The sequence below is a fragment of the Pseudomonas idahonensis genome (assembly GCF_037903935.1).
Taxonomy (GTDB): Bacteria; Pseudomonadota; Gammaproteobacteria; order Pseudomonadales; family Pseudomonadaceae; genus Aquipseudomonas; species Aquipseudomonas danubii.
Map to the genome: position 1 here is coordinate 4,137,189 of NZ_CP149586.1, position 22,344 is coordinate 4,159,532.

Annotated in this window: 17 protein-coding genes; 11 read left to right on the forward strand and 6 right to left on the reverse strand. The window is 61.2% G+C overall.

Annotated features, from left to right (window positions below; all coding sequences use genetic code 11):
* Positions 1–29: 29 nt before the first annotated feature.
* Both WIN67_RS18730 and WIN67_RS18735 read right to left on the reverse strand, forming a co-directional pair.
* Positions 30–407 (reverse strand): VOC family protein, encoded by a 378-nt coding sequence (locus WIN67_RS18730; RefSeq protein WP_306409133.1) that lies wholly within the window; start codon positions 405–407, stop codon positions 30–32.
* Positions 408–483: 76 nt separating this feature from the next.
* Positions 484–1,365: a LysR family transcriptional regulator gene (locus tag WIN67_RS18735; RefSeq protein ID WP_339069833.1), complete on the reverse strand. Its 882-nt coding sequence runs from the start codon at positions 1,363–1,365 to the stop codon at positions 484–486.
* Positions 1,366–1,469: 104 nt separating this feature from the next.
* Here WIN67_RS18735 and WIN67_RS18740 point away from each other — a divergent pair, with 104 nt between their 5' ends.
* The 10 genes from WIN67_RS18740 to WIN67_RS18785 all read left to right on the forward strand — a co-directional run bounded on the left by WIN67_RS18740 (position 1,470) and on the right by WIN67_RS18785 (position 16,889).
* The gene (locus WIN67_RS18740) at positions 1,470–1,730 is read left to right on the forward strand and encodes a hypothetical protein (RefSeq protein WP_339069834.1); all 261 of its coding nucleotides are present in this window, start codon (positions 1,470–1,472) and stop codon (positions 1,728–1,730) included.
* A complete protein-coding gene (locus WIN67_RS18745) occupies positions 1,727–3,268 on the forward strand; it encodes an MFS transporter (protein WP_300245723.1) in 1,542 nt (513 codons plus the stop codon). The genes WIN67_RS18740 and WIN67_RS18745 overlap by 4 nt, the downstream gene beginning before the upstream one ends.
* A gap of 138 nt (positions 3,269–3,406) precedes the next feature.
* Entirely contained in the window at positions 3,407–4,471 is a 1,065-nt protein-coding gene (locus WIN67_RS18750; protein WP_273906186.1) for an NAD(P)/FAD-dependent oxidoreductase, read from the forward strand.
* 259 nt (positions 4,472–4,730) lie between these two features.
* Positions 4,731–6,926, forward strand: coding sequence for a type VI secretion system tip protein VgrG (locus tag WIN67_RS18755; RefSeq protein ID WP_339069835.1), 2,196 nt, complete (start codon positions 4,731–4,733; stop codon positions 6,924–6,926).
* Positions 6,926–8,035, forward strand: a complete 1,110-nt coding sequence (locus WIN67_RS18760; protein ID WP_253085418.1) for a DUF2169 family type VI secretion system accessory protein — start codon at positions 6,926–6,928, stop codon at positions 8,033–8,035. The genes WIN67_RS18755 and WIN67_RS18760 overlap by 1 nt, the downstream gene beginning before the upstream one ends.
* A gap of 2 nt (positions 8,036–8,037) precedes the next feature.
* Positions 8,038–12,960 carry an RHS repeat-associated core domain-containing protein gene (locus WIN67_RS18765; RefSeq protein ID WP_339069836.1) on the forward strand — a complete coding sequence of 1,641 codons (4,923 nt, stop codon included), beginning with the start codon at positions 8,038–8,040 and terminating at the stop codon, positions 12,958–12,960.
* A gap of 926 nt (positions 12,961–13,886) precedes the next feature.
* On the forward strand, positions 13,887–15,143 hold the full coding sequence (locus WIN67_RS18770; protein ID WP_339069837.1) for an RHS repeat-associated core domain-containing protein: 1,257 nt from the start codon (positions 13,887–13,889) through the stop codon (positions 15,141–15,143).
* A gap of 1 nt (position 15,144) precedes the next feature.
* A complete protein-coding gene (locus tag WIN67_RS18775; RefSeq protein ID WP_339069838.1) occupies positions 15,145–15,858 on the forward strand; it encodes a hypothetical protein in 714 nt (237 codons plus the stop codon).
* A gap of 71 nt (positions 15,859–15,929) precedes the next feature.
* Positions 15,930–16,073, forward strand: coding sequence for a hypothetical protein (locus WIN67_RS18780; protein ID WP_339069839.1), 144 nt, complete (start codon positions 15,930–15,932; stop codon positions 16,071–16,073).
* Between the two features lie 366 nt (positions 16,074–16,439).
* The gene (locus tag WIN67_RS18785) at positions 16,440–16,889 is read left to right on the forward strand and encodes a PTS sugar transporter subunit IIA (RefSeq protein ID WP_123394483.1); all 450 of its coding nucleotides are present in this window, start codon (positions 16,440–16,442) and stop codon (positions 16,887–16,889) included.
* Between the two features lie 119 nt (positions 16,890–17,008).
* On the opposite strand, the gene WIN67_RS18790 is transcribed toward WIN67_RS18785, so the two are convergent.
* Positions 17,009–18,628 (reverse strand): serine hydrolase domain-containing protein, encoded by a 1,620-nt coding sequence (locus WIN67_RS18790; protein ID WP_339069840.1) that lies wholly within the window; start codon positions 18,626–18,628, stop codon positions 17,009–17,011.
* A gap of 250 nt (positions 18,629–18,878) precedes the next feature.
* Here WIN67_RS18790 and WIN67_RS18795 point away from each other — a divergent pair, with 250 nt between their 5' ends.
* Complete coding sequence (locus tag WIN67_RS18795) at positions 18,879–19,661, forward strand: ATP-grasp domain-containing protein (RefSeq protein ID WP_339069841.1); 783 nt, start codon at positions 18,879–18,881, stop codon at positions 19,659–19,661.
* 542 nt (positions 19,662–20,203) lie between these two features.
* On the opposite strand, the gene WIN67_RS18800 is transcribed toward WIN67_RS18795, so the two are convergent.
* The 3 genes from WIN67_RS18800 to WIN67_RS18810 form a co-directional block, all read right to left on the reverse strand.
* Positions 20,204–20,539 (reverse strand): dihydrofolate reductase family protein, encoded by a 336-nt coding sequence (locus WIN67_RS18800; protein WP_339069842.1) that lies wholly within the window; start codon positions 20,537–20,539, stop codon positions 20,204–20,206.
* A 66-nt stretch (positions 20,540–20,605) separates the two neighbouring features.
* On the reverse strand, positions 20,606–21,937 hold the full coding sequence (locus WIN67_RS18805; protein WP_339069843.1) for an autotransporter outer membrane beta-barrel domain-containing protein: 1,332 nt from the start codon (positions 21,935–21,937) through the stop codon (positions 20,606–20,608).
* Positions 21,907–22,218: a hypothetical protein gene (locus tag WIN67_RS18810; protein WP_339069844.1), complete on the reverse strand. Its 312-nt coding sequence runs from the start codon at positions 22,216–22,218 to the stop codon at positions 21,907–21,909. The genes WIN67_RS18805 and WIN67_RS18810 overlap by 31 nt, the downstream gene beginning before the upstream one ends.
* Positions 22,219–22,344 lie beyond the last annotated feature (126 nt).

A 22,344-nucleotide genomic window follows, 5' to 3' on the forward strand; every position in this document is an offset into this window, starting at 1 on the left:
AGTTTATCCGGGACACCCCCTCAAACCGCCTACACCCGCTCGGCAATCTCGATGAGGTTCAAGTCCGGGTCCCGCAGGTACACCGAGCGGATCGGTCCCGTGGCTCCGGTGCGCGCCACCGGGCCTTCGATGATCGGCCAGTTGACTCGGCGCAGATGGGCAATCACCTGCTCCAGGGGCACGCAGGCGATAAAGCACAGGTCCAGCGCCCCCGGTACCGGCAGGTGGGCCTTGGGTTCGAATTCCTGGCCACGCACATGCAGGTTGATCTTCTGCTGGCCGTACTTGAAGGCCTTGCGCCCGCCGGCAAAGGTTTGCAGTTGCATACCTAGCACCCGAACGTAAAAGTCCTCGGCGGCCACAGGATCGATGGTGGTCAGTACCAGGTGGTCAAGTTGGTCGATCATCGAGGACGCAGCTCCTGAAGGAAGAGAAATAGCCCGGCGGATTATGCTCGCCGGGCGCAGTGCTGAACATGCCGTATCAGGCCGAACGCCGGTACTCGCGCTTGACCTGGTCGATGTAGCGCACCACCGCCGGCGCCTGCTCGAAACGCCGGTAAATCAGCGACAGCCAGGACCACGCCGAACTGCCGCCGATCGGCCGGTACATCACATGGGGCAGGCTCAAATGCCCCACCACCGACTCGGGCACCACCGCCACGCCCTGCCCCAGGGAAACCAGGGCCAGCACCGCCACCAGACCGCCGGGCTGGGCACCGAGCTTGGGGGCATAGGCCCCCTGGGCCGCCACTTGCAAGGTGCCGCTGATCTGCTCAGGAAGGATGAAGGTTTCATTGAGCAGGTGCTCGGAGGCGATCTGCGGCAGCCGGCACAGCCAGGACTCGGCGGACAGCGCCAGGACAAACCCCTCGGCGTCCAGGCGAATGGCCTCCACGCCGTCGGGCAGGGTCATGGGCGAACGAATGTAGCCGACGTCCAGGCGTCCGTCGGCAATTCGCGCCGGCAGGGTTGCCATCGGACACTCGCGCACATTCAGGCTGACGTCCGGACAGTCACGACTGAAGCTCTGCACCTGCTTCTGCAACAACCCGGAATACACCGCCGAGGCCACATAGCCCAGCTCGATGTGGCCGATCTCTCCGCGCCCGGCGCGCTGGGCGTTGCGCTGGGCGAACTCGAACTGGCGAACCGTGGCTTCGGCTTCCAGGAGCAAAGTGGCACCGGCCTCGGTGAGACTGACCTCGCGCTGCTGGCGCAAAAACAGCCGCGTACCGAGGGTCTTCTCCATGTCCTGGATCTGTCGGCTCAAGGTCGGCGGGGCAATCCCTAGTTGCTCGGCCGCGCGGGTAAAATTGCGCTGCCGGGCCACCGCCAGGAAGTAGCGAAAGTGACGAATTTCCATAAAAGGCATTAGCTCAAAGGTAACGAACTGACCGCCAGCAGCTAACAAAGACCCACAAAGGCCGGGATAAGCTGAGCGGACCTTCACAGTAGAGAGCCTTTGCCATGCGCGTCAAACCCCTGATTCTGGCAATGATCGCCTGCTGCTGCCTGCAGAGCGCCGTGGCCGCAGAGATCCAAGCCAACGTTGCCCACAAAGCAATCCTGCCTTTGAACAGCCCCCCAGTCCCGCTCAAGGCCGGCCAGCAGACCACCCAGGCCAAAGGCTGCCCCTGTGCAGTGGTCATCCTCGATGACGGGGTACCGGTGGTGGCGAGCATCGAACTGACAGCACTGTCCATCCTCAGTCGGCGGACAGCGCCATGAGCCGCCTCATCAATCCCCGCCTGACCCTGCTGACTGCTTCCGGGGTCTGCTCGCTGATCGTCCTGGACACCAACATCGTCGCCGTGGCCCTGCCGAGCATCGCCCGCGACCTGGGGGCCAACTTCGCCGATATCGAATGGGTGGTCAGTGCCTACATGCTGGCCTTCGCCGCCCTGCTGCTGCCGGCGGGCAGCCTGGCGGACCGCTTCGGACGCAAGAGGACCCTGCTCTGCGGCCTGGGCCTGTTCATCCTTGCCTCCCTGGGCTGCGGCGCCGCCCCAAACGCCCTGCTGCTGGACCTCGCTCGGGCCCTCAAAGGCGTGGGCGCGGCGCTGCTTCTAACCTCGGCCCTGGCCTCCATCGGCCATACCTTCCATGACGAAGCGGAACGGGCCAAGGCCTGGGCCTTCTGGGGGGCCTGCATGGGCATGGCCATGACCGCCGCGCCCACGGTCGGCGGCTTGATCACCGAGTACTTCGGCTGGCGCTGGATCTTCTACTTCAACCTGCCAGTAGGCGCCCTGCTGCTGTGGAGCGTGCTGCGCAACGTGCCGGAATCCCGGGATACCCAGGCGGCGCGCCTGGACCCCTGGGGCAGCCTGGCCTTCAGCGCCAGCCTGCTGTGCCTGATCTGGGGCCTGATCGAAGCCAACCGCATCGGCTGGAGCCACCCAGCCACCTCCACCCGCCTGTTGGCCGGAGTGGCGCTGCTGGGGCTGTTCGTGCTGATCGAGCGCCTGCAACGCCGGCCCATGGTCGATCTGCAACTGTTTCGCCATCCGCGGTTCATCGGCGCCCTGCTGGGCATGTTCGCCTACGCCGGCTGTGCCCAGGTGATGATGACCCTGCTGCCCTTCTACCTGCAGAACGGTCTGGGCTTCTCCGCCATTGCCTCAGGCCTGGGCATGCTGCCCTTTGCCCTGACCATGCTGATCTGCCCACGCATCGGTGCCCGCCTCGCCGGGCGCTACAGCCCCGCCGCCCTGATGGCCGCTGGCCTGACCCTGGTGGGCTGCGGCAACCTGCTCAGTGCCTGGGCGGTGCATGCCGGGGGCTACCTGAGCTTCGCGGCGGCGATTGCCGTGACCGGTGCAGGGGCCGGCCTGCTCAACGGCGACACGCAGAAAAACATCATGGCCTGCGTGCCCCGGGAACGCACCGGCATGGCCTCGGGCATGAGCACCACCATGCGCTTCAGCGCCATCATGCTGGCCATCGGCGTGTTCGGTGCGCTATTGGCCAGCCATACCCTGCAACGGCTGCAAGGCAGCCTCAGCCAGGTGCCCGGGCCTTGGCTGGCCCAGGCGCCGGACATCGCCTCGCGGGTGGTGGCCGGGGATATGCAGGGCGCCTTGGCGAGCCTGCCGGAAAGCACCCGCGCCCTGATTGAACCCCTGGCCCAGCAAGCCTTTGTCGGCGGCTTCGGGTTGGTACTGACGGTGGCAGGCATTCTCGCCCTGCTGGGGGCCCTGGTGGTGGGCCGGTTGATGCGCAACCCCCTGCCCCAGGCCCAAGGCCTGGTGCTGAAAACCCAATGAAGCATGGGGATGCCGATTGGCTCTCGGGCCGCCGCCAAGATGGGCAGCGGCCCGCTGCTTGCAATTTCAGAACAATAAACAAATGGCTTGAACAACAAATGGCCGGCTAAGGTACGGTCTTCAGCAGACGAGGTCAGTGTGAAGCCTACAAACGTGATTGTGGTCGGTGCCGGCATCGTCGGTGCATCCATCGCCTACCACCTGGCCAGACAGGGCGCGCAGGTCACGGTGGTCGAGCAAGCCAGTCCCGGTTCCGGGGTCACTCGCCATTCCTTTGCCTGGATCAACCCACACGGCGAATTCCCGGCAGCCGCTCGGCCGCTGCGCTCCCTGGCGCTGGCGGACTATCGACGCCTGCAGCAGGAGTTGCCCCAGTTGCAGATTCAATGGACCGGAGCACTGACTTATGCCGAAACCGGCCCGGACTCGACAGACACCGATACCCAGGGGCCGATGTCGTCCGCCCATTGGATCGACCGTGACCGGATCGGTGAACTTGAACCCAATCTGCAGGAACTACCGCAACGAGCCCGGTACGCCCCCGGCGAAGGCAGCCTCGACCCGGTAGCCACCACCCAGACGCTGCTCGAAGGGGCCCGGGCCCACGGCGCCCGGGTGCTTACCCAGACGCCGGTACAGGGGTTGCTGGTGGAGGGCCGGCGCGTGCTCGGCATCACCACTGCGGCCGGGCCTTACCTAGCCGAGCACATCGTCCTGGCAGCGGGCTGCGCCACCCCTGCCCTGTTGGCGCCCCTGGGAATCCAACTGCCGGTGCAGGCCTCGCCGTCGATCCTGATCCGCTTCGATGCCCCGCGCGGCCTGGTCAAGACCCTGGTTTCCAACAGCCTGCTGGAGATTCGCGAAGCGGCGGACGGCAGCCTGCTGGCGGCGGAAGACTACATCGACGACAGCGGTCCTCAAGGGCCCGAGGCCATAGCGCAGCAAGCCATGGCCACGATCCGCCGCCTGTTCCGCGGCGCCGAGAAGATAGCCCTGCGCAGCGTTGAGGTCGGTCAACGCCCAATGCCCTGTGATCAGTTGCCGATCATTGGCCCGAGCCAGCAGTACCTGGGCCTGTACCTGGCGGTGATGCATGCCGGGGTGACCCTGGCGCCCACCGTCGGCCGCCTGGTCAGCCAGGAGTTGCTGCTGGGCCAATGCTCTGCCGAGCTTGCCTCGTGCCGCCCGGCACGCCTGGGCTGACGGGGTTCAGCGGGCTCGTCATCGGTCGTCCGTTCTTCGAATCAAGCCACCCGTGAGCTTGAGCCGGGTCATGACCTGAGTGGCTCAGCCATCCCTGGCTCCTGGTTGCGGACAGCAAAGTCAGGTCCGGAAATTTCAAGCGACTTTCCAGACTCATCCCATATTAGTTTTTGCGCACCCTTTGCTAGGTTGAGCGCCACTTTGCACCCGGGCCAGGTACGGCGCGGGTCTGGCCTCTCTCAAGCTTAAGGATGAGCCTATGTTCGCGCCGGCCGACACTGCGCATTTCGTGCTGTCCATCCCTGCCGTTCGCCACGACTTCAAGGTGCTGGCCTTCAAGGGTCGCGAAGCCATCAGCGAGCTGTATGCGATCCACATCGAGCTGGTTTCGGACAACCCCAATGTCGATCTGGAAAGCCTGCTCAACCAGCCGGCGTTCCTGCAGTTCGGCCTCAAGGGTGAAGGCATCCACGGCCTGATCGACGACATCGAAATCGGCGACAGCGGCAAGCGCATGACCCGCTATCACCTGATCCTGCGTCCTCACCTTTATCAGTTGCAGCACCGCCACAACCAACGGGTCTATCAGAACCTGACGGTGCCGCAGATCATTGCCAAGGTGCTCAAGGAACACGGCATCCTCGCCGACCAATACCGCTTCAACATCGCTCCCAAGCCTTCGGTGCCCAGGGTGTATTGCGTGCAATACGGGGAGACGGATTTCCAGTTTGTGCAACGCCTGTGCTTTGAAGATGGCATTCACTGGCACCACGAACACAGCCTCGACCAGCACCTGCTGGTATTTTCCGACAACCAGACCGACTACCCGATCCTGCCCACCGCGCGCTATCAGCAAGGCAGTGGCCTGGCCGCCGAAGACCCGGTGGTCAGCCATTTCGCGATGCGTTTCAGCACCCGCACCAGCCAGGTGGTGCGCCGCGACTACAACCTGAAAAAGCCCGACCCGCGCAGCGCCTCCAGCGGCGCCCCGCTCGATCCGGTGCCCAGCACCCTGCACAGCTGCGCACAGAGCGAGGCGCTCCCCATCCTTGAGGACTATCGCTACCCGGGCCGCTACAGCACCGGCGCGGTGGGCCAGCAACTGAGCCAGATCGCCCTTGAAGGCCATCGCGCCGATTACCAGTTGGCCAAGGGGCAGAGCGATCTGTCGAGCTTTCGCTGCGGCCATCTGGTCACCCTCAGCGAGCATCCGCGCGGCGAATACAACCAGATGTGGCTGCTGGTCAGCGTTGAGCATGAGGGTCGACAACCGCAGGTGCTGGAAGAGTCGGTCACCAGCGACGATCGCCACGGCGGCTTTACCCAGGGTTACCGCAACCGCTTCAGCGCCATCCCCTGGGACACCTTCTTTCGGCCGCAAGAGCCCGCCCCCAAGCCCCGCCTGAGCAGCCAGACCGCGCTGGTGACCGGTCCTGCCGGTGAGGAAATCTGGTGTGACGAATTCTCACGGATAAAGATTCAATTTCATTGGGACCGCGAAGGCGAGCGCAACGAGTTCTCCAGCTGCTGGGTGCGGGTGGCCACCAGTTGGGCCGGTGAAGGCTTTGGCCACGTGATCATCCCGCGGATCGGCATGGAAGTGCTGGTCAGCTTTATCGGCGGTGATCCCGAACAGCCCTTGGTGACCGGCTGCGTACCGAACCAGCACACGCCCGTGCCTTATCCGTTGCCGGCGAACAAGACCCGCAGCGTGTTCAAGACCCGCAGCAGCCTGGGCGGCAATGGCTCCAACGAGTTGCGCATCGAGGACAAAAAGGGCGCCGAAGAGATCTACGTCCACGCGGAGAGGGATCAGAACATCGAAGTCGAACACGACGAAACCCACTGGGTGGGACGTGATCGCACCAAGACCATCGACCGCCACGAACGTGATCGCATCAAGCGCAACTGGTCGATCAATGTCGACTGCTTCAAGACCGAGACCATCAACCTGGCCTCTCTGCAAAACGTCGGGCTGGCCAAGATGATGAACATCGGCACGGTCTACAGCCAGAACGTCGGCCTGCACATGAACACCCTGGTGGGAATCAACCAGAGCACCCAGGTGGGCCGTAGCCAGAGCACGGTGGTGGGCACGTCCTACAGCCTCAAGGTCGGCGATGGCAGCGTGCAAAGTGCCGCACCGCCTGCGGGTGAGGAGCCTGCGCCGGAGGCCAGCGGACCAGGATCGAGCATCAAGCTGGACGGTGAAAGCATCACCTTGCAGGTCGGACGCTCGAAAGTGGTGATCACCGATGCCGGGATCTACCTCGACGGACCGGACATTCATCTGGTGGCAGGCAACACGGTCAACGCCGATGCCCCCGCAGACGTGCACCTCAACAGCGGCACCGCACAACCGGCGCCGAACCTGCCGGTGGACGCCGAAACCACCCAGCTCAAAGGCCTGGATGTGACCGATGCCATGCCGCTCTTGATCGACGGTAGCTGGTGATGGGCGTCATCCACATCGAGAACCACACCGGGCTGCCACACCTGCTGTATGAAAAAACCACCCCGGCGGGCGTGCCCATGGACATCCTGGTGATTCGCGGCACCTTTGATTTTGCGCAGGGCTTGGCCATGCCCTTGAGTGCAGATCAGAGCGCGATTGTCCTCGGCGATCGCTTCGATGGACCGATAGCCACTTTTCCCTTGCAGGCGGTGATCGCCGAAGAAGGCGATCTGCTGTTGGGCAAGCCCGGCACCGATGTGTTGCTGCAAGGCAGCGTGCACAGTGCTGAGGGGCAGTGGCGCACGAACTGGCCGGTCGAGGTGCAGGTCGGAGCGGTGCGCAAGAGCTTGCAGGTCCATGGCCCGCGCACCGTGCACAAGGGGCTGATGGGCTGGACGCTGAGTGCCCCCGATAAAGTGGAAAAGGTCGCGCTGGATTACCGCCTGGCGTTTGGCGGCTGCTTCTACGACCCCGAGCCGTCACCCGGGCAGACGCCGATTCCCAGCGTCAGCTACCCCAGCAACACCGCCGGTTGTGGCTGGCTGCCGAGCGCGGCTGAATTGAACACCCTGGAGGCTTCGGTGCGCCAACGCATCGAAGCACAGATCGCGCAGTTGGACAGCCTGCCCGCCCCTCAGATTGAAGACCCAGCACATCCCTACAAAGCCCCCTCGCAGCGTTTGCAGCCCGTGGGCCTGACCGCGCTGGCGCGCTGGTGGCAGCCGCGCGTGGGCTTGCAAGGCACGCTGGACGCGCAATGGCTCGCTGAACGCTATCCACTGCTGCCGGACGACTTCGACCCACGCTTTTACCAGAGCGCCCCGGCCGATCAGGTGGCCGTGCCCTATCTGACCGGTGATGAGAGCGTGCGGCTCAAGGGCTGCCTGAGCGAGGGTGACTACCTCATGCAGTTGCCCGGAGTTGCACCGCTGGTGGTGTGTGAAAGCGCGGACGCTGAGCCCTACGTCAGCGTACCGGTGCTCGACACCCTGCGCCTTGACCTGGACCAGCGCCAGGCCGTGCTGCTCTGGCGCCTGCCCGTGACGGCGGGTATCAGCCAGATAACCATGGCGCTGGTTGGCACCGCCGCGTTGCCAGGGAAGGCTTGAACATGACGGACAGATTGACGATCTCCGACAGCGCCGATGATGCGGCAGCGGAACAACGCTTGATGGATGAGCGCAGGCTCAGTGAGTTGCAGCAGCTGAAAGCTGAGCTGGACGCGCAAAAAGCCGCCGCCACTCAAGCGGTAGCCGCCGAGTCGGCGCCGGTGGATAGGGACGCGGCCGCCACCGCCAAAGGGGGCAGCAAGCGCCACGTCGCCCATGACAGCAGTGAATGGCAAGCCGTGTGCAGTGTGCCGGACTTCTGCTGGGTCGGACCGGTGGTGGTGGCTTTCGACTCGTTCGCGACATTGGACAAACCGGTGCTGGCTTCCAGCGACGTCAAGGCCCGTGGCACCAAGGTCTATCGGCTGGGGGACCTCTTCAATCAGGTCCAGGCCGATGCCGGCGCACATGTGGTGGCCGGCACCTCGCTGGGCGCGGGCAACGTCAAGCTGCTGGAGGGACATGGCAACGTCAAGGTCAATGGCCTGCCGCTGGCCCGGCATGACAGCGCCTGCCTGATCAACTGCAACGCCGCCGGTGTAGGCGGCACCCTGGGCAAGATTGTGACGACGGCCCAGTCGGCCACTGCGGTTGCCAGCGAGACGAGTGACCTGGCCCCTCCCGGAGAACGCACCAGCGAACGCCTGCAAGCATTGGAGGCCGAGCGCGAAGCCCTGAAACAGCAGCAACTCGACATCGATGGGCTGGATAAGTACATCGATTTTGACGGCTGGAACAAAAGCGCCGATGAAGGCATCGCCAGCATCAAGCAAGGGGCGGTGCTGGGCTCGACGCCCATGGGTCCGCTGATTGCCCATTACTTTCCGGCGGTGGCGGACGCCGATGCGCAAGTCACCCGTGGCGTGACCGGGTTTGCCAAAGACACGGTCATGGGAATCGGCGAACTGGCCTACACCGGGGCCAAGCATCAAGCCAAGAGCCTGCAGAGCAACTACACCGCCGATGGTCTGCGCGGCCGTGCCTTGGATGCGCAGATCCTCGCGGAGAACATGCGCCTGGGCAACATCACCCCGGGGACTGTCGGAACAAGCATCAGCAACGGAGCCAAGGCCGTGGGTTCTGCCTTGGTCAAACCAGTCACCGATGCCTGGTCCAAGGGCAATCACATCGAGGCCGTGACCCGGGCGGGCGTGGAGATCCTGACCTTGCCCTGGACGCTGTTCAAGGCAGGCAAGGCTGCGGAAGCGGCCAAAGCCGCCAATGCCTTGAAAAACGCCAACCGCACTGAAACCGTCGCCCATGCCGGCGACGGCGTTCACGTCAGACCCCAAGGTGCCGCCCACGGCAGCGCAGAAGACGTGAAAACCGGGAGGACCTCCGACAGCGGCAAAAACTGCGAAACCAGCAAATGCAGTCTTGAAGGCGAGCCGGTGGACGTCGCTACCGGTGACTACCTGCAAACCTGGCCAGTGCTGGAGATCCCCGGCAGCCTCCCGCTGAAACTCTCGCGCCTGTATCGCTCGCGGGCAGACTTTCGCGGGCTATTCGGGTGGAAATGGGCGGACGATTGGTCCCAGCACTTGGTGCTCGATCACCAGCGCATTACCTATCACACCGTCGACGGCAGCACCCTGGACTACGAGGCGCCGGACGACGAAGTCCAGGCCCATAACCGACGTAACGGGCGCTACCTGCTCAGAGGCCAACGTTCGGGCACCTTGCGCCTGTATGACCGCGCGACCCAGCAGACCCTGAGCTTTGCCCACAGCCCGAACCACACTCGCCCCCTGACCGCGATCGAAGACAGCAACGGCAACCGCATCCGCTTTATCTACGGTCCACAGCAGCGGTTGCAGCGCGTCGAACACAGCGACGGCTATCAGTTGCACATCGAGCTCAGCAGCACAGGCCATCTGACAGGCGTCACCCTGCACGACGGCGAACAACACCCGCGCCGCTTGCTCAGTTGCCGCTATGCGCAACACGACATGCTGACTGACTGTGCCAGCCATCAATTCGGCACCCTATATCACGCCTACAACAATGCCGGCCACATGACCCAGTGGCACGACACCGACAAGACCCATTTCCACATTGCCTACGACGCCAAAGGGCGAGTCATTCGCACCCATGCCGACAGCGGGCATTACACCGACCGCTTCGAGTACCACGAGGCCAACCGCTGCACCGACTACCACGACGCTGAAGGCGGTAGCAGCCGGCACTACTACAACAGCAACTTCCTGGTGGTGCGCAAAATCGATGCGCTGGGCCACGAATGGCTGACCGAGTGGGACGAATACACCAACAAGGTCGCCACCACCGACCCTCTGGGTCGCACCACCACCTACCGCTACAGCGACTTCGGCGAGCTGCTGACTCAGATCAACCCGGACGGCACCCGGCACACCTTTGACTACAACACCCAAGGCCTGCTGACACGCTACGTCGCCGCCGACGGTGTCACCTGGCAAATGGCGTACGACGCCCAGGGCAACCTCAGCAGCGTCAAAGACCCCGATGGGCGTACCACCACTTACCAACACGGGGCCCATGGCGAGTTGCTGAGCCAGACCTGGCCGGAGGGCACCCAGACCCTTTACCGCTACGACCGCAAACAGCGCCTGAGCGAAATCCAGCAACCGGACGGCCAGATCAGCAGCGTACAGCTGGACACCCTGGGCCGCCCTCTCCAACAGCAAGACGCATTGGGCCAGATCACCCGTTATGCCTACCACAGCCAGCACGCCCATCCCCGAGGTTCCCTCAGCGGCGTGACCCTGGCCGATGGCACCGAACAACACTGGGCTTACGACAGCGAACACCGACTGGCCAGCTTCATCGATGGCGAAGGTCATCGCACCCGCTACGCCTACGGCGCCTTCGACCTTCTGGAAAAGCTCACCTACCCCGGCGGGCAAAGCCTGACCCTGGGCTACGACAGACTCACCCGCTTGACCCGCCTGACCAATGGCGTCGGCGACGTGTATCAATACGCCTACGACAAGGCCGGGCGCTTGATCGCCGAACGCGACTTCGCCGGCACCCTCACCCGCTATTGCTACAACGCCGTCGGTTGGCTCAGCGAAAAACACTGCGCCGACGGCGCCCGCGTGGCCTATCACTACGACATCGCCAGTGCGCGCCTGCTGAACATCGCTCACTACCGGGCCAACGGCGAACTGAGCGAACAGACCGAGTTCAACTACAACGACGTCGGACACCTGATCGGCGTCAACAGCCCGGGCGCCCGTATCGAATACCAACGCGACGCCGTGGGCCGCTTGCTCAGCGAACGCATCAATGGCCGCCTGATCGAACACCAGTACGACCCCGCCAGTGGCCTGCCCATCGGCCAGCAAGCCGGTGCCATCGCCGAACAGGCCAACGCCCAGGAAGCCTTCGCCGCCCTGCCCCAGGTGCAGTGGCAGCACGACCGCAATGGCGGCCTGGCGCAACTGCTGATCGCCGGCCATGCACCGCTGCAGATCAGCCGCGACGCCCTGGGCCGCGACATCCAGCGCAGCAGCGCCGCCGGCTTCAACCTGCACCAGCACTACAACAGCCTCAGCCTGCTGACCGAGCAAAAGGCCGGCGCAGCAACAACCTCTTTTGTCGAACGCCACTACCGCTACGACAAAGCCTTCAACCCGATCCAGATCGACGACAACCGCTGGGGCCAGAGCCACTACCGCTACAACGCCAACCAGCAACTGATCGCCGCCCACCTGGGCCAGGGCCAGCCACAGCAATGGCTCTACGACAACGCCCTCAACCTGCTCAGCGAAGGGCAGATCCACAGCGCAAAAGGCATGGGCGTCAAGGCTGAGCAAAAAGGCGGGCGCGTGGTCAAATCCGGGGCCAACCGCTACCGCTACGACCCCTGCGGCCGCCTGGCCGAAAAAATCGTCGACCGCCACGGCTTCCGCCCCCAGCGCTGGCAATACCGCTGGAACAACGACAACCGCCTCACCGACCTCTACACCCCCAACAACGAACACTGGCGCTACGAGTACGACGCCTTTGGCCGCCGCACGCGCAAGTTCAACTTCAGCCGCAGCAACAAACGCAACTCGATCTACGCCCACAGCGAACAACACATCATCGGCGAGGAATACCTGTGGAGCGGCGAACAACTGCTCGAAGCCGCGCCCATCTACGCCGACGGCACCGTCGCCTTCGAACACGCCACCCGCTGGAGCTACGCCCCCGGCGGCATCACCCCACTGGCGCAACAACAAGGCGAAAAACTCTGGTACATCGTCACCGACCACCTTGGCACGCCCCGAGAGCTACTGGACGAAAGCGGCCAACTGGGTTGGAGCAACAGCCCCAGCGTCTGGGGCCAGGCAAGGCTATGGCAAGCCGCGAATGACGAGTTCGCCAGCAGCAACGTGGTGCCGATCAACAAGACCACCTGCCCGATTCGCTTTCCGGGTCAGTACTACGACGAAGAGAGTGGGCTGCACTACAATCGGCACCGGTACTACGATCCGGAGACGGCGCAGTATTTGAGTCCGGATCCGCTGGGGTTGGGTGGTGGGACTCGGCCGCAGGGGTATGTGGATAATCCGTTGAGTTGGGTTGATCCACTGGGGCTAGCTGGGTGTAGTGCATATAAAGGAAAACTCAGTAGCAAAGCTTCCGAAATGAAGCCATTAGTTAGAGGAAGTAAAGAATGGAATCAAGCGATAAAAGATTCGAAAAGCGCTCTTGCTAATGGTGATAAATTCCAGGTTAAAGTGCAGTCAAGTACTGACGCAAAAGCATTTTTACAAGAGTCTCAAGGCAACATGAACCGTTATAAAGCCCATACACAAAGTGCACGTGCTGATGGTATTCCAAAGTACCCTAAAGGTTATGAACAACATATGGGGCCGGAAGGCGGATTCGGCGACTCACCACATATCAAGTGGTACAACAATGAAACGGATGGTCATATTTTCTATGATATACCGAATTAATGATGAAAAATAATTATTCATTTGAGCTTCTTACGAGAAAGGAAATCTACTCTGGTTCGAACAAGAGTGATTTGTTCTTTTCTATGTTGGAGTTAACCAAGTGTGGTGCTGTATACCCAGTGGATACGTTTGTCGAGCTGGAAGATAAACTGTCTGACAATCAATATTACATCGCCCACAATCTTGTTTTTCGCAAAGGAAAAAAGGTTTTATTTAATGGTGAATTAGTCGTTTCATACAGGAACGATTTGATTGATTTTTTAGCAAAATCAATCGAAAGCAATGACTTGAGGAATCTATTGATATCACCAGTTTTCGATGAGTCCCCCAGTTATGTCGTATCTATTAATGATGAGTCTTTTTATTTTTTCATATAAACTGTAACCAATAAAATGCCGGTGGATTATTTTGCACTTTCCGGCATTTCTATTTATAGCCTTGAAGAATTTAAAATATCCATATGTTTAGTTACTTTTGCCCGATTCACCACCTGACAGGGCATCACGCTGATATCCAGCGGTTGCCCGGTCAGGCAGCTTTGTGTCAGCCAGTCAACGCCGACATGCGGCTGAGCGCTCACCTACAATAATAACCATTTAATCTCCGCCTCATCGGTGGTGGTGCCTGTCATATTAACGCCGTTCATACATGATCCCCACCTGAATAATTAATCTACCCTGTTCAATATTCACCATTACTGGCTGGCCAGTTAAAAAACCGTGCTACTCCAAACCAATACCCCTTAATAATCAGTTGTGGTGCGGGCTTTTTAGTGCCGCCATTGGGGCAATACCCCCCCGGCAATAACGTTCTGCTTTAGCCGATTTATTTATAGCAGCGTCTGACTTAGAATCGTGCTTAGCCATAGTAACTACCTCGTTTAGTTACTTGTGGTGAGCGGGGTTGTTGTACTGAGAACACTTCAATTGGGCCAGGGCCAGCCACAACAGTGGTGCTACGACAACGCCCTCAACCTGCTCAGCGAAGGCCAGATCCACAGCGCAAAGGGCATGGGCGTCAAGGCCGAGCAAAAAGGCGGGCGCGTGGTCAAATCCGGAGCCAACCGCTACCGCTATGACCCCTGCGGCCGCCTGGCCGAGAAAATCGTCGACCGCCACGGCTTCCGCCCCCAGCGCTGGCAATACCGCTGGAACAGCGACAACCGCCTCACCGACCTCTACACCCCCAACAACGAACACTGGCGCTACGAGTACGACGCCTTTGGCCGCCGCACGCGCAAGTTCAACTTCAGCCGCAGCAACAAACGCAACTCGATCTACGCCCACAGCGAACAACACATCATCGGCGAGGAATACCTGTGGAGCGGCGAACAACTGCTCGAAACCGCGCCCATCTACGCCGACGGCACCGCCGCCTTCGAACACGCCACCCGCTGGAGCTACGCCCCGGGCGGCATCACCCCGCTGGCGCAACAGCAAGGCGACAAACTCTGGTACATCGTCACCGACCACCTCGGCACGCCCCGAAAGCTACTGGACGAAAGCGGCCAACTGGGCTGGAGCAATAGCCCCAACGTCTGGGGCCAGACACGGCTATGGCAAGCCGCGAATGACGAGTTCGCCAGCAGCAACGTGGTGCCGATCAACAAGACCACCTGCCCGATTCGCTTTCCGGGCCAGTACTACGACGAAGAGAGTGGGCTGCACTACAATCGGCATCGGTACTACGATCCGGAGACGGCGCAGTATTTGAGTCCGGATCCGCTGGGGCTGGGGGGAGGGACTCGGCCGCAGGGGTATGTGGATAATCCGTTGAGTTGGGTTGATCCGTTGGGTTTGGCAACATGCCCAAAAGAAGCCGCAGCGAAAATCACAGAAAATGCCTCAAATGGGAAAATTCGACGAGGAAAAGACTATCACGGGAGGTTGGGGCATGATGCTGAGTTGGACATCCTTAGTAGTCCAGAAAATGTCTATCAAGCCAAAAATGGAAATTTAGTCTTCCACAAAGACGGGGACATTGTTGTTACTCATGGTAAGGGTGGGGCTCAAGGCAACGTAATTACTAGTTACGGTCAAGGAGGTCCGCGTGGTGAAAGCGGAGCCGCCATTTATGGAGGCACGCCTTCTGACCCCGGAATACCGATAACGTCTGAAATGATTACATCAGGAAATATCCCCAAACCTAATGGCGGTTTTCTACCCCCAGCAACGAAGATATAACATGTTTAATATTTCATGCATGCAAATTAAAACTTACCCCTCACCTCAACCCACTTATAAAAATTTTAGAATAAAGTATGCCTTCGGGGGAAACTCATCAGTCATCTCCCTTTCAAATGGAAAGTCAGGTATTGGCTCTGAGCATTGGCTTTCTGAAAACTCAGAGCTTTTTTTGTTTAGTATTGATGGTGACCTCGTAAGAACTGAACTCTCCATCCCCAATGAAAATACAAAAAACATTTCAAGTGAGCACTCATCTTGCTGGGGTGAAGTAAAACTTAGAAACCCAAAACATTTCTTATTAGAACCTACAAAACTAAGAAATTTTAGCGCAGAAAGAAAAGAATTGACCTGCCTAAACTTCACCCCCTCTTCAAGCGTTACTCACATACATATAAAAAAAGACTTTAGCTTTATCTTTTCAGAAAATAAATATTGCGGATATCGGTTAAAAAACCCTATCCGTTACCTTTGCGAGTCAGTTGACGAAAACTTAGACCTGATCAAAGAGCCGAATCATGCAGAGTACTGCCTGATGGAAAAATATTTAGCAATCATGTCAGACAATAGACTTGACGAACTGAATCAGAACATGGAATCACTGGTTTGGGAGTTAAGCAAAGAAATATCACCTCACCTTAAAGCTATAAGGTGCAATCGCAGACGGAGGATTATTGAAAAATCAATAACCGATTTGTTGGATTTTTATTTGTGAGCCTAAATAAATTTATAATTATCAATTTAAGAGTATGAGACATCCAGTGCAGCAGCACGGCTGGCTTCAAATTGCACCAGCACTACAAAAGCCTCAGCCTGCTGACCGAGCAAAAGGCCGGCGCAGCCGCAACCTCCTTTGTCGAACGCCATTACCGCTACGACAAAGCCCTCAACCCGGTCCAGATCGACAACAACCGCTGGGGCCAGAGCTAGTACCGCTAGAACGCCAACCAGCAACTGATCGCCGCCCATCTGGGCCAGGGCCAGCCACAACAGTGGTGCTACGACAACGCCCTCAACCTGCTCAGCGAAGGCCAAATCCACAGCGAAAAACCTATCATCGGCGAAGAGTACCTATGGCGCAGCGAACAACCGCGCAAAGCCGCGCCCATCTACACCAACGGCGCCATCGTCTTTGAACAGATCCCCCACAAGAACTCCACCCTCCTCGGCCACTCCCTTGCCATCCGCCAGCCCCCACCTAAAGAGTTCGTAAAGACTGCCCGGCCGCCACTGACCCAGCCAGGCAAATGCGCTTCAATTCTCCTTGAGCCAAGCCTGAAACGCCCGGAGAAGCCCATGAGCAAGCTTGCCCGCTATCTGCAGGTCGAGGACATCCTCCTCGACGTCAATATCTCGAACAAACAGCGCCTGTTCGATCAGGTTGGCCAGCATCTTCAAGAGACCCGGCAACTGCCCGGCGATTGGGTCACGGCCAGTCTGTGGCGCCGGGAACTGGCCGCCAGTACCGCCATCGGCGATGGTGTGGCCGTGCCCCATGCGCGGCTCGCCGAGCTCGACAGCATCCATGCGCTGTACCTGCGGCCGCAGACCGCCATGGCCTTTGCCGCACCCGACCAGCAGCCGGTGAGCGATATCCTCGTGCTGCTGGTGCCCGCCCCCGCCGATCAGCAACACCTGGAACTGCTGGCGGACACTGCCCGGCTGTTCTCCAATCCACGCTTTCGTCAGGCGCTGCTGCGGTGCCACGATGCGTCGCAGGTCAAGCAACTGGTTGACCACTGGTAGTCCCCCAAAGGTCCTGGTCCGAGGTGCTGGCCAGGTGGTGGGGCTTCCAGGTCTAAAATGCTCGCCTCAAAAGGCTGCAAGAAGGCCCCGACTGTCCGTTACCAACATGCGGCCCGAGGCTATTGCCCCGTCACCTTCCTGAAGCGCAGATTGCGCGCCACGCTGCTGGTCAACACGGCACCCTCCTCGGCAAAGCTGATCACCCCCAGTTCACCGGCGCGAAAGCGCTCCGTCGTCAGCGGCTGCAAAGGGTAGCTGTGCTGGCCGATACGTACGTAGAGCTTGCCTTGCCGGGGGTAGACCTTGAGCTGTCCGGGGCTGGTTTGCAGGGCGTAGAGGCCGACATAACGACGAATATCCTCGGGTTTCCAAGCCGAGGCCAGGACGTAGGTCGAGGCCGGGTTGTTGCTGACGATCCGTGCCCCCGGTGCCGCCGCGAGATAGATCGGGATGCCGTCGTTGTCCGCCACCATCAGTTGATCGCTCTGGCGGAGCAACGGCAGGACCTCATGAAAGGTGTCCAGGACAAACCCCTTTCCGGTGCGTTGCAGCTGGAACTGATGACCGAGATCATCCAGGTAGGTGCCGGCCACCAAGGTATTCAAGAACGCCTTGGGCACCGCCTTGATGCTCGGCGGCGGCGCCGGAATGCCCGTGTCCCGGGGCAACCTGGACGGGCCCAGCAGGACATCCAGCAAGCGATGCCCGCGCTCCGACGCCTCCCCTTCCGTGCTGTTGCACAGGACCACAGTGGCCACATCCAGCTTCGGGTACCAGGCCACATCGGTGCTGAAACCGGCCCAACTGCCGCTGTGGGACACCTCTTGCAGGCCCCGATAACTGCGGTTGGCCAGGCCCATGCCGTAATAGCCCGGGTCACCGTCGTTGAAGGGCTCGGTCTGGCGCATCTTCTCCACCAGCGCCGTGCCCCCGACCCGCCCCGTGGACAGGTTGCGCAACCACAGCATCAGGTCCGCCACAGTGCTGTGCACCTGACCGTCGCCGGTCTGCTCCCAGCGGGCGTCCACGGCTTCGGGGCCCTTGGACGGCTCGCCCTGTTCATAGCCCTGGGCCAGGTTCGGCAACTGCACCGGGTACTGATCGACAATGCTCGAGCGACTCATGCCCAGGGGCTCGAACAGATGGGCTCGACTGTAGTCCTTGAGGGGCATGCCGGCGGCTCGCTCGGCGATGCTCGACAACAGTACATAACCGCTGTTGCTGTAGCTGAATTCGCTGCCAGGGGGAAACATCAGGGCGTTCTGCTTGAACAGCAGATCCAGGGCCTGTTGCTGGGTGAAGCGCTGGGTCAGGGGAATCCCCGCCAACTCCGCCAGCAGCATGTAGTCCTGCAGGCCCGAGGTGTGGTGCAGCAGATGACGGATCTGGATGCCCTCGGCATAGGCCGGCAGCTCCGGCACAAAGCGCCGGATCGAGTCATCCAGATCCAGGCGGCCTTGGGCTTCTAGCTCAAGGATGACAAAACCGGTGAACTGCTTGGACACCGAGGCCAGGTTGAACAGGGTATCGGCCTGGATCGCCCGGCCCGTGGCCAGGTCGGCAGCGCCGTACCCTGCGCTCCAGATCGTTTTGGCGCCGCGCATCACCCCGGCGGCGCAACCGGGCTGGTCAGGCTTGATGTCGTCGAACACCTCGTGAAACGCCAGAGGCTCGGTGGCATGGGCCAGGGGCATCGCGCCCAAGGTGCTGATCAGCAAGGTTGCAAGCATGGAACGCATGGGGTTTTCCTCTGGTCACGTCGATCCTTCAGGCTCCTTGGGAGGCTCCTCGGAAGGCGCACCAGTATCACCATGGCAAACATTGGAATCTGTCTGCAGTCAGTGATTTTCTGTGAATAAACGTGCAGGGATATGAGGCGCTGCAGGCCCAGGAACAAAGCCTGCAAAAATGCCGTTATCATCCACCGCTCGAACGCCATCCTCACCGCGCCCCTCGACCCGGCCCCACTTTCACTCGATGGAACCTGCCATGCACCTGCTGTATCCCAGCGACCCGTTCGACCCCAAACGCCCGGACGAGCACTACCTGGACGAGTACGAGGCGGTGCTGGCCGCTGGCCTGAACGCCTCGCTGTTCTCTTTCGAGGATTTCGAAAGCGGCCGTTTCAAGGCTTCCCCGGCCCTGCCAGACGACGAGCCAGTGCTCTACCGCGGCTGGATGTTGACGCCCGAGGGCTACGGCGCACTGCTCGAGCACTTGCACGCCAAGGACGCCAAGGAGTTCACCTCCCAGGCCCACTACCGGCACTGCCATCACCTGCCAGAGTGGTATCCGCTGCTGGCCCGGTACACCAGCGAGACCCGGGTACTGGCGCCCGACACCGACTTTATCCAGGCACTGGCAGACCTGAACTGGCCGGGTTATTTCATCAAGGACTACGTCAAGTCGCTGAACACCGGCAGCGGCAGTCTGGTGGATTCGCCAGCAGACATAGCCCCACTGGTAGAGCGCATGCGTCAGTATCGCGGCCAGATCGAGGGAGGCATCTGTGTCCGGCGCCGGGAGGATTACCTGGAGGACAGCGAACGGCGCTACTTCGTGCTCAACGGCAAGGCCCATGCTGCACAAGGCGAGGTGCCGGCACTGGTGAACGAGTGCGCTGCGCTGATCGACAGCCGGTTTTTTTCGGTGGATGTGGTCTTGCGGGCCGACGGCGTGCTGCGTCTGGTGGAACTGGGAGACGGTCAGGTATCGGACCGCAAGGCGTGGTCGGCGCAGCGCTTTGCCGCCATGCTCGGCGCTGCCGACTGAGCACTGCGCAGCGCAGCAAGCACCGCAGCCCCGCTTCAAAAGCGCCCTCAAGCCCCTGCGCGCCCTCCCCGGCCAGAGCCAGTGCCAAGGCGTGGCCGTGGGTGTAGTCCACCAGCAGGTCGAACAGCACCGGGTCATCGTCGAGTTGCCGTACGACCTCACGCAAGCGCCCGCTGAAGGCAGCCAGGGAGCCACCGAACAGCTGCGGATCACTGAGCACGCACAGGGTCAGGGCCGGGTGGCTACGGACCCGGGCCATGTAATGACCAAGCAGCTCCTGAACCCGTTGCGCAGCCGGCAGGTCCTCTTGCGGCTCCGGCAGTGGCACGCCGTGCACCCGCTCCACCAGCAGGCGCATCAGGTTGTGCTGGTCGCCCACGTGATAGGCCACCGACAGCGGGGTGATCCCCAGCTGTCGCGCCAAGGCCCGGACGCCGAATCCCTCGGGGCCCAGTTCCTCCAGCAACGTCAGTCCGGCCTGCAGGACCAGATAGAGATTCAGCGAAGGACCGGCAGCAGGACGACCGCTGCGCTTGACACTTTCACTCATCAGGGCGGCTCCCCTCGACGCGATAGCGGGTGCTGACCAGCCCATCGGGATACTGCCGCGAGGTGACGCAGTGCAGTCGCAGGTCGCTTTCAAGCCCGCCAAACAAGGGCCGTCCACTGCCGAGCAGCACCGGCACCCGGGTCAGGGTCAGTTCCTGGATCAGCCCCGCCTGCAAAAAGGCCCGGATCACCGCACCGCCATCGATATAGGCCCGCTTCCAGCCTTCGCCCCGCAACTGCGCCACCAACTCCGCCGGCTGCGCGGCGCTGATGCGCAGCTTGTTCCGCAGGTGCTGTGGCACATCTTCAGCCGCAAGGCTGCGGCTCATGTGATAAGTCACTTTCAGGAGCATCTGGCAATCAGCAGGCTTTCGGCAAACAGCCATAAAGTAACCTCAGAAGCTCAGGCGGTAACCGACATTGGCCGCCCAGGGCCGATCGATGTTCGAACCTTCACTGGTCTCGACCTCGGCATACACCTGATGGTTGCGGGTCAGTTCCCCGGTGATTCCGGCACCGGCGTACCAACCGCCACCACTGCCATCGGGACGGCTGCCGATGCCGTTGGTGCGCACCTTGTTTTGCGCCGAAAGATCCTCGATCCAACCGGCCTTGAGGTAGGGCTGCAGGCGCGTGCCACTGTCCAGTTGCAGGTTGCGCCCGACCCGAGCGCCGGTGCGGACCTGTGTCGACAAGCCATCACCGGGCTCCACTTGCAGCCCGTTGTCCAGGCGATAGTTGTCCGAACGGGCGTAGAGCATGGAAACCTGCACCTGGGGCTCGACGAACCAGCGCTCGCCCAGATCGATCTGTTTGCCAGCCTCCACCGACAGCCCTGTGCCTTTGCTGTGCGAGTGCCCGGAGACCTTGGTACCGTCGGTGCCCCACACGTCCAGGCGGGTGGACCAGCGGTTCAGGGTCAGCAAGGTATCGGTGTACCAGCCCGAATCATCAATGTAAGTGGCGTAGCCGCCCAGATGGTAGCTGTCGAGCTTGCCACTGCCCTCGCGCTTGAAGTCGCGGTCGCTCTGGCTGTAGCCGGCCAGCGCGCCCAGCACCAAAGCACCACCGGCGGTGTCGACTCGGGTATCCATCCCCAACTGAGTGCCCTGCACCTGCTGGGAAAAATCACGGCCGACACCATTGTCCAGCGACTGCTGCTGGCCGAACCCGCGAATCCACAGTCCCTGACGATCCACTCCTTGGCGCAGGTCGCCCAGACGCTGTACCAGGGTCGCGCGCTCGGCGTCCCAGGTGGCGCGCAAGGTGGCGATGGCGCTGCTGTTGATGGCCGCGCTGGCGCCAGTGGAGAGATTGTCAGGCCCCGGCATCGGTTGCAGGCGACCGACATTGACCAGGCTCCAGTTACCCTGGGTATCGGCCTGCAAGCCGTAGCGATAGGTTCCGGCGTCCACCACGCCATCACGATTGACCAGGCTGAACGAACCCGAGCCACCCGCACTTTGTACCAGCGTCAGGCTCTGCCCCTCGGCCCCGGGTTCAGACCCGGAGTTGCGGACCAGAATGCTGTTTTCGCCGGTCACCTGGCCACCAACGATCAGGCGGTCGCCCTGCTGCCGACCCAGGTCGGTGTTCATGATGTAGTGACCATCGCCGCTAAGATCACCACTGATCTGCAGCTGCTTGAAAGCGCCCGCCAGCGTGGGGTCGGCAAACTCCACCACACCATTGTTGCTCAGGCGCGTGAGCTGCGAATCGCCACGCAAGATCCAGGCGCTGCTGTCGTCCAAAGACAGCTGGGTCCCCCCAGAATAGCCCCATCCAGACTGGAGTGATCAGCCAGGAACAACTGCAGGCTACCGCCATCCACTTGCACGTCATCCAAAAGATTGGAGCTGACAGCCTCCAGATTCACAGCCTCTGCCAGCGCACCACAGGTGCGGTTGGTGATCCACAACGCGGTTCCCTGCTGGCCGCTGCTGCGGCCGGTCAGGGTGCTATCGGTGAAGCGCGTGTTCAAGCCGCCACCGTTGACCAGAATGCCCACTCCGTCCTGAGTCTGTATGTGACTGGCGGTGACCTGAACCTCGTTAACCACCCCGGCTCTGCTGGCATAACTAATAATACCGTTGGCCTTGGGATCGCTGATGCTTAGGGTCGCCCACTGGAGCAG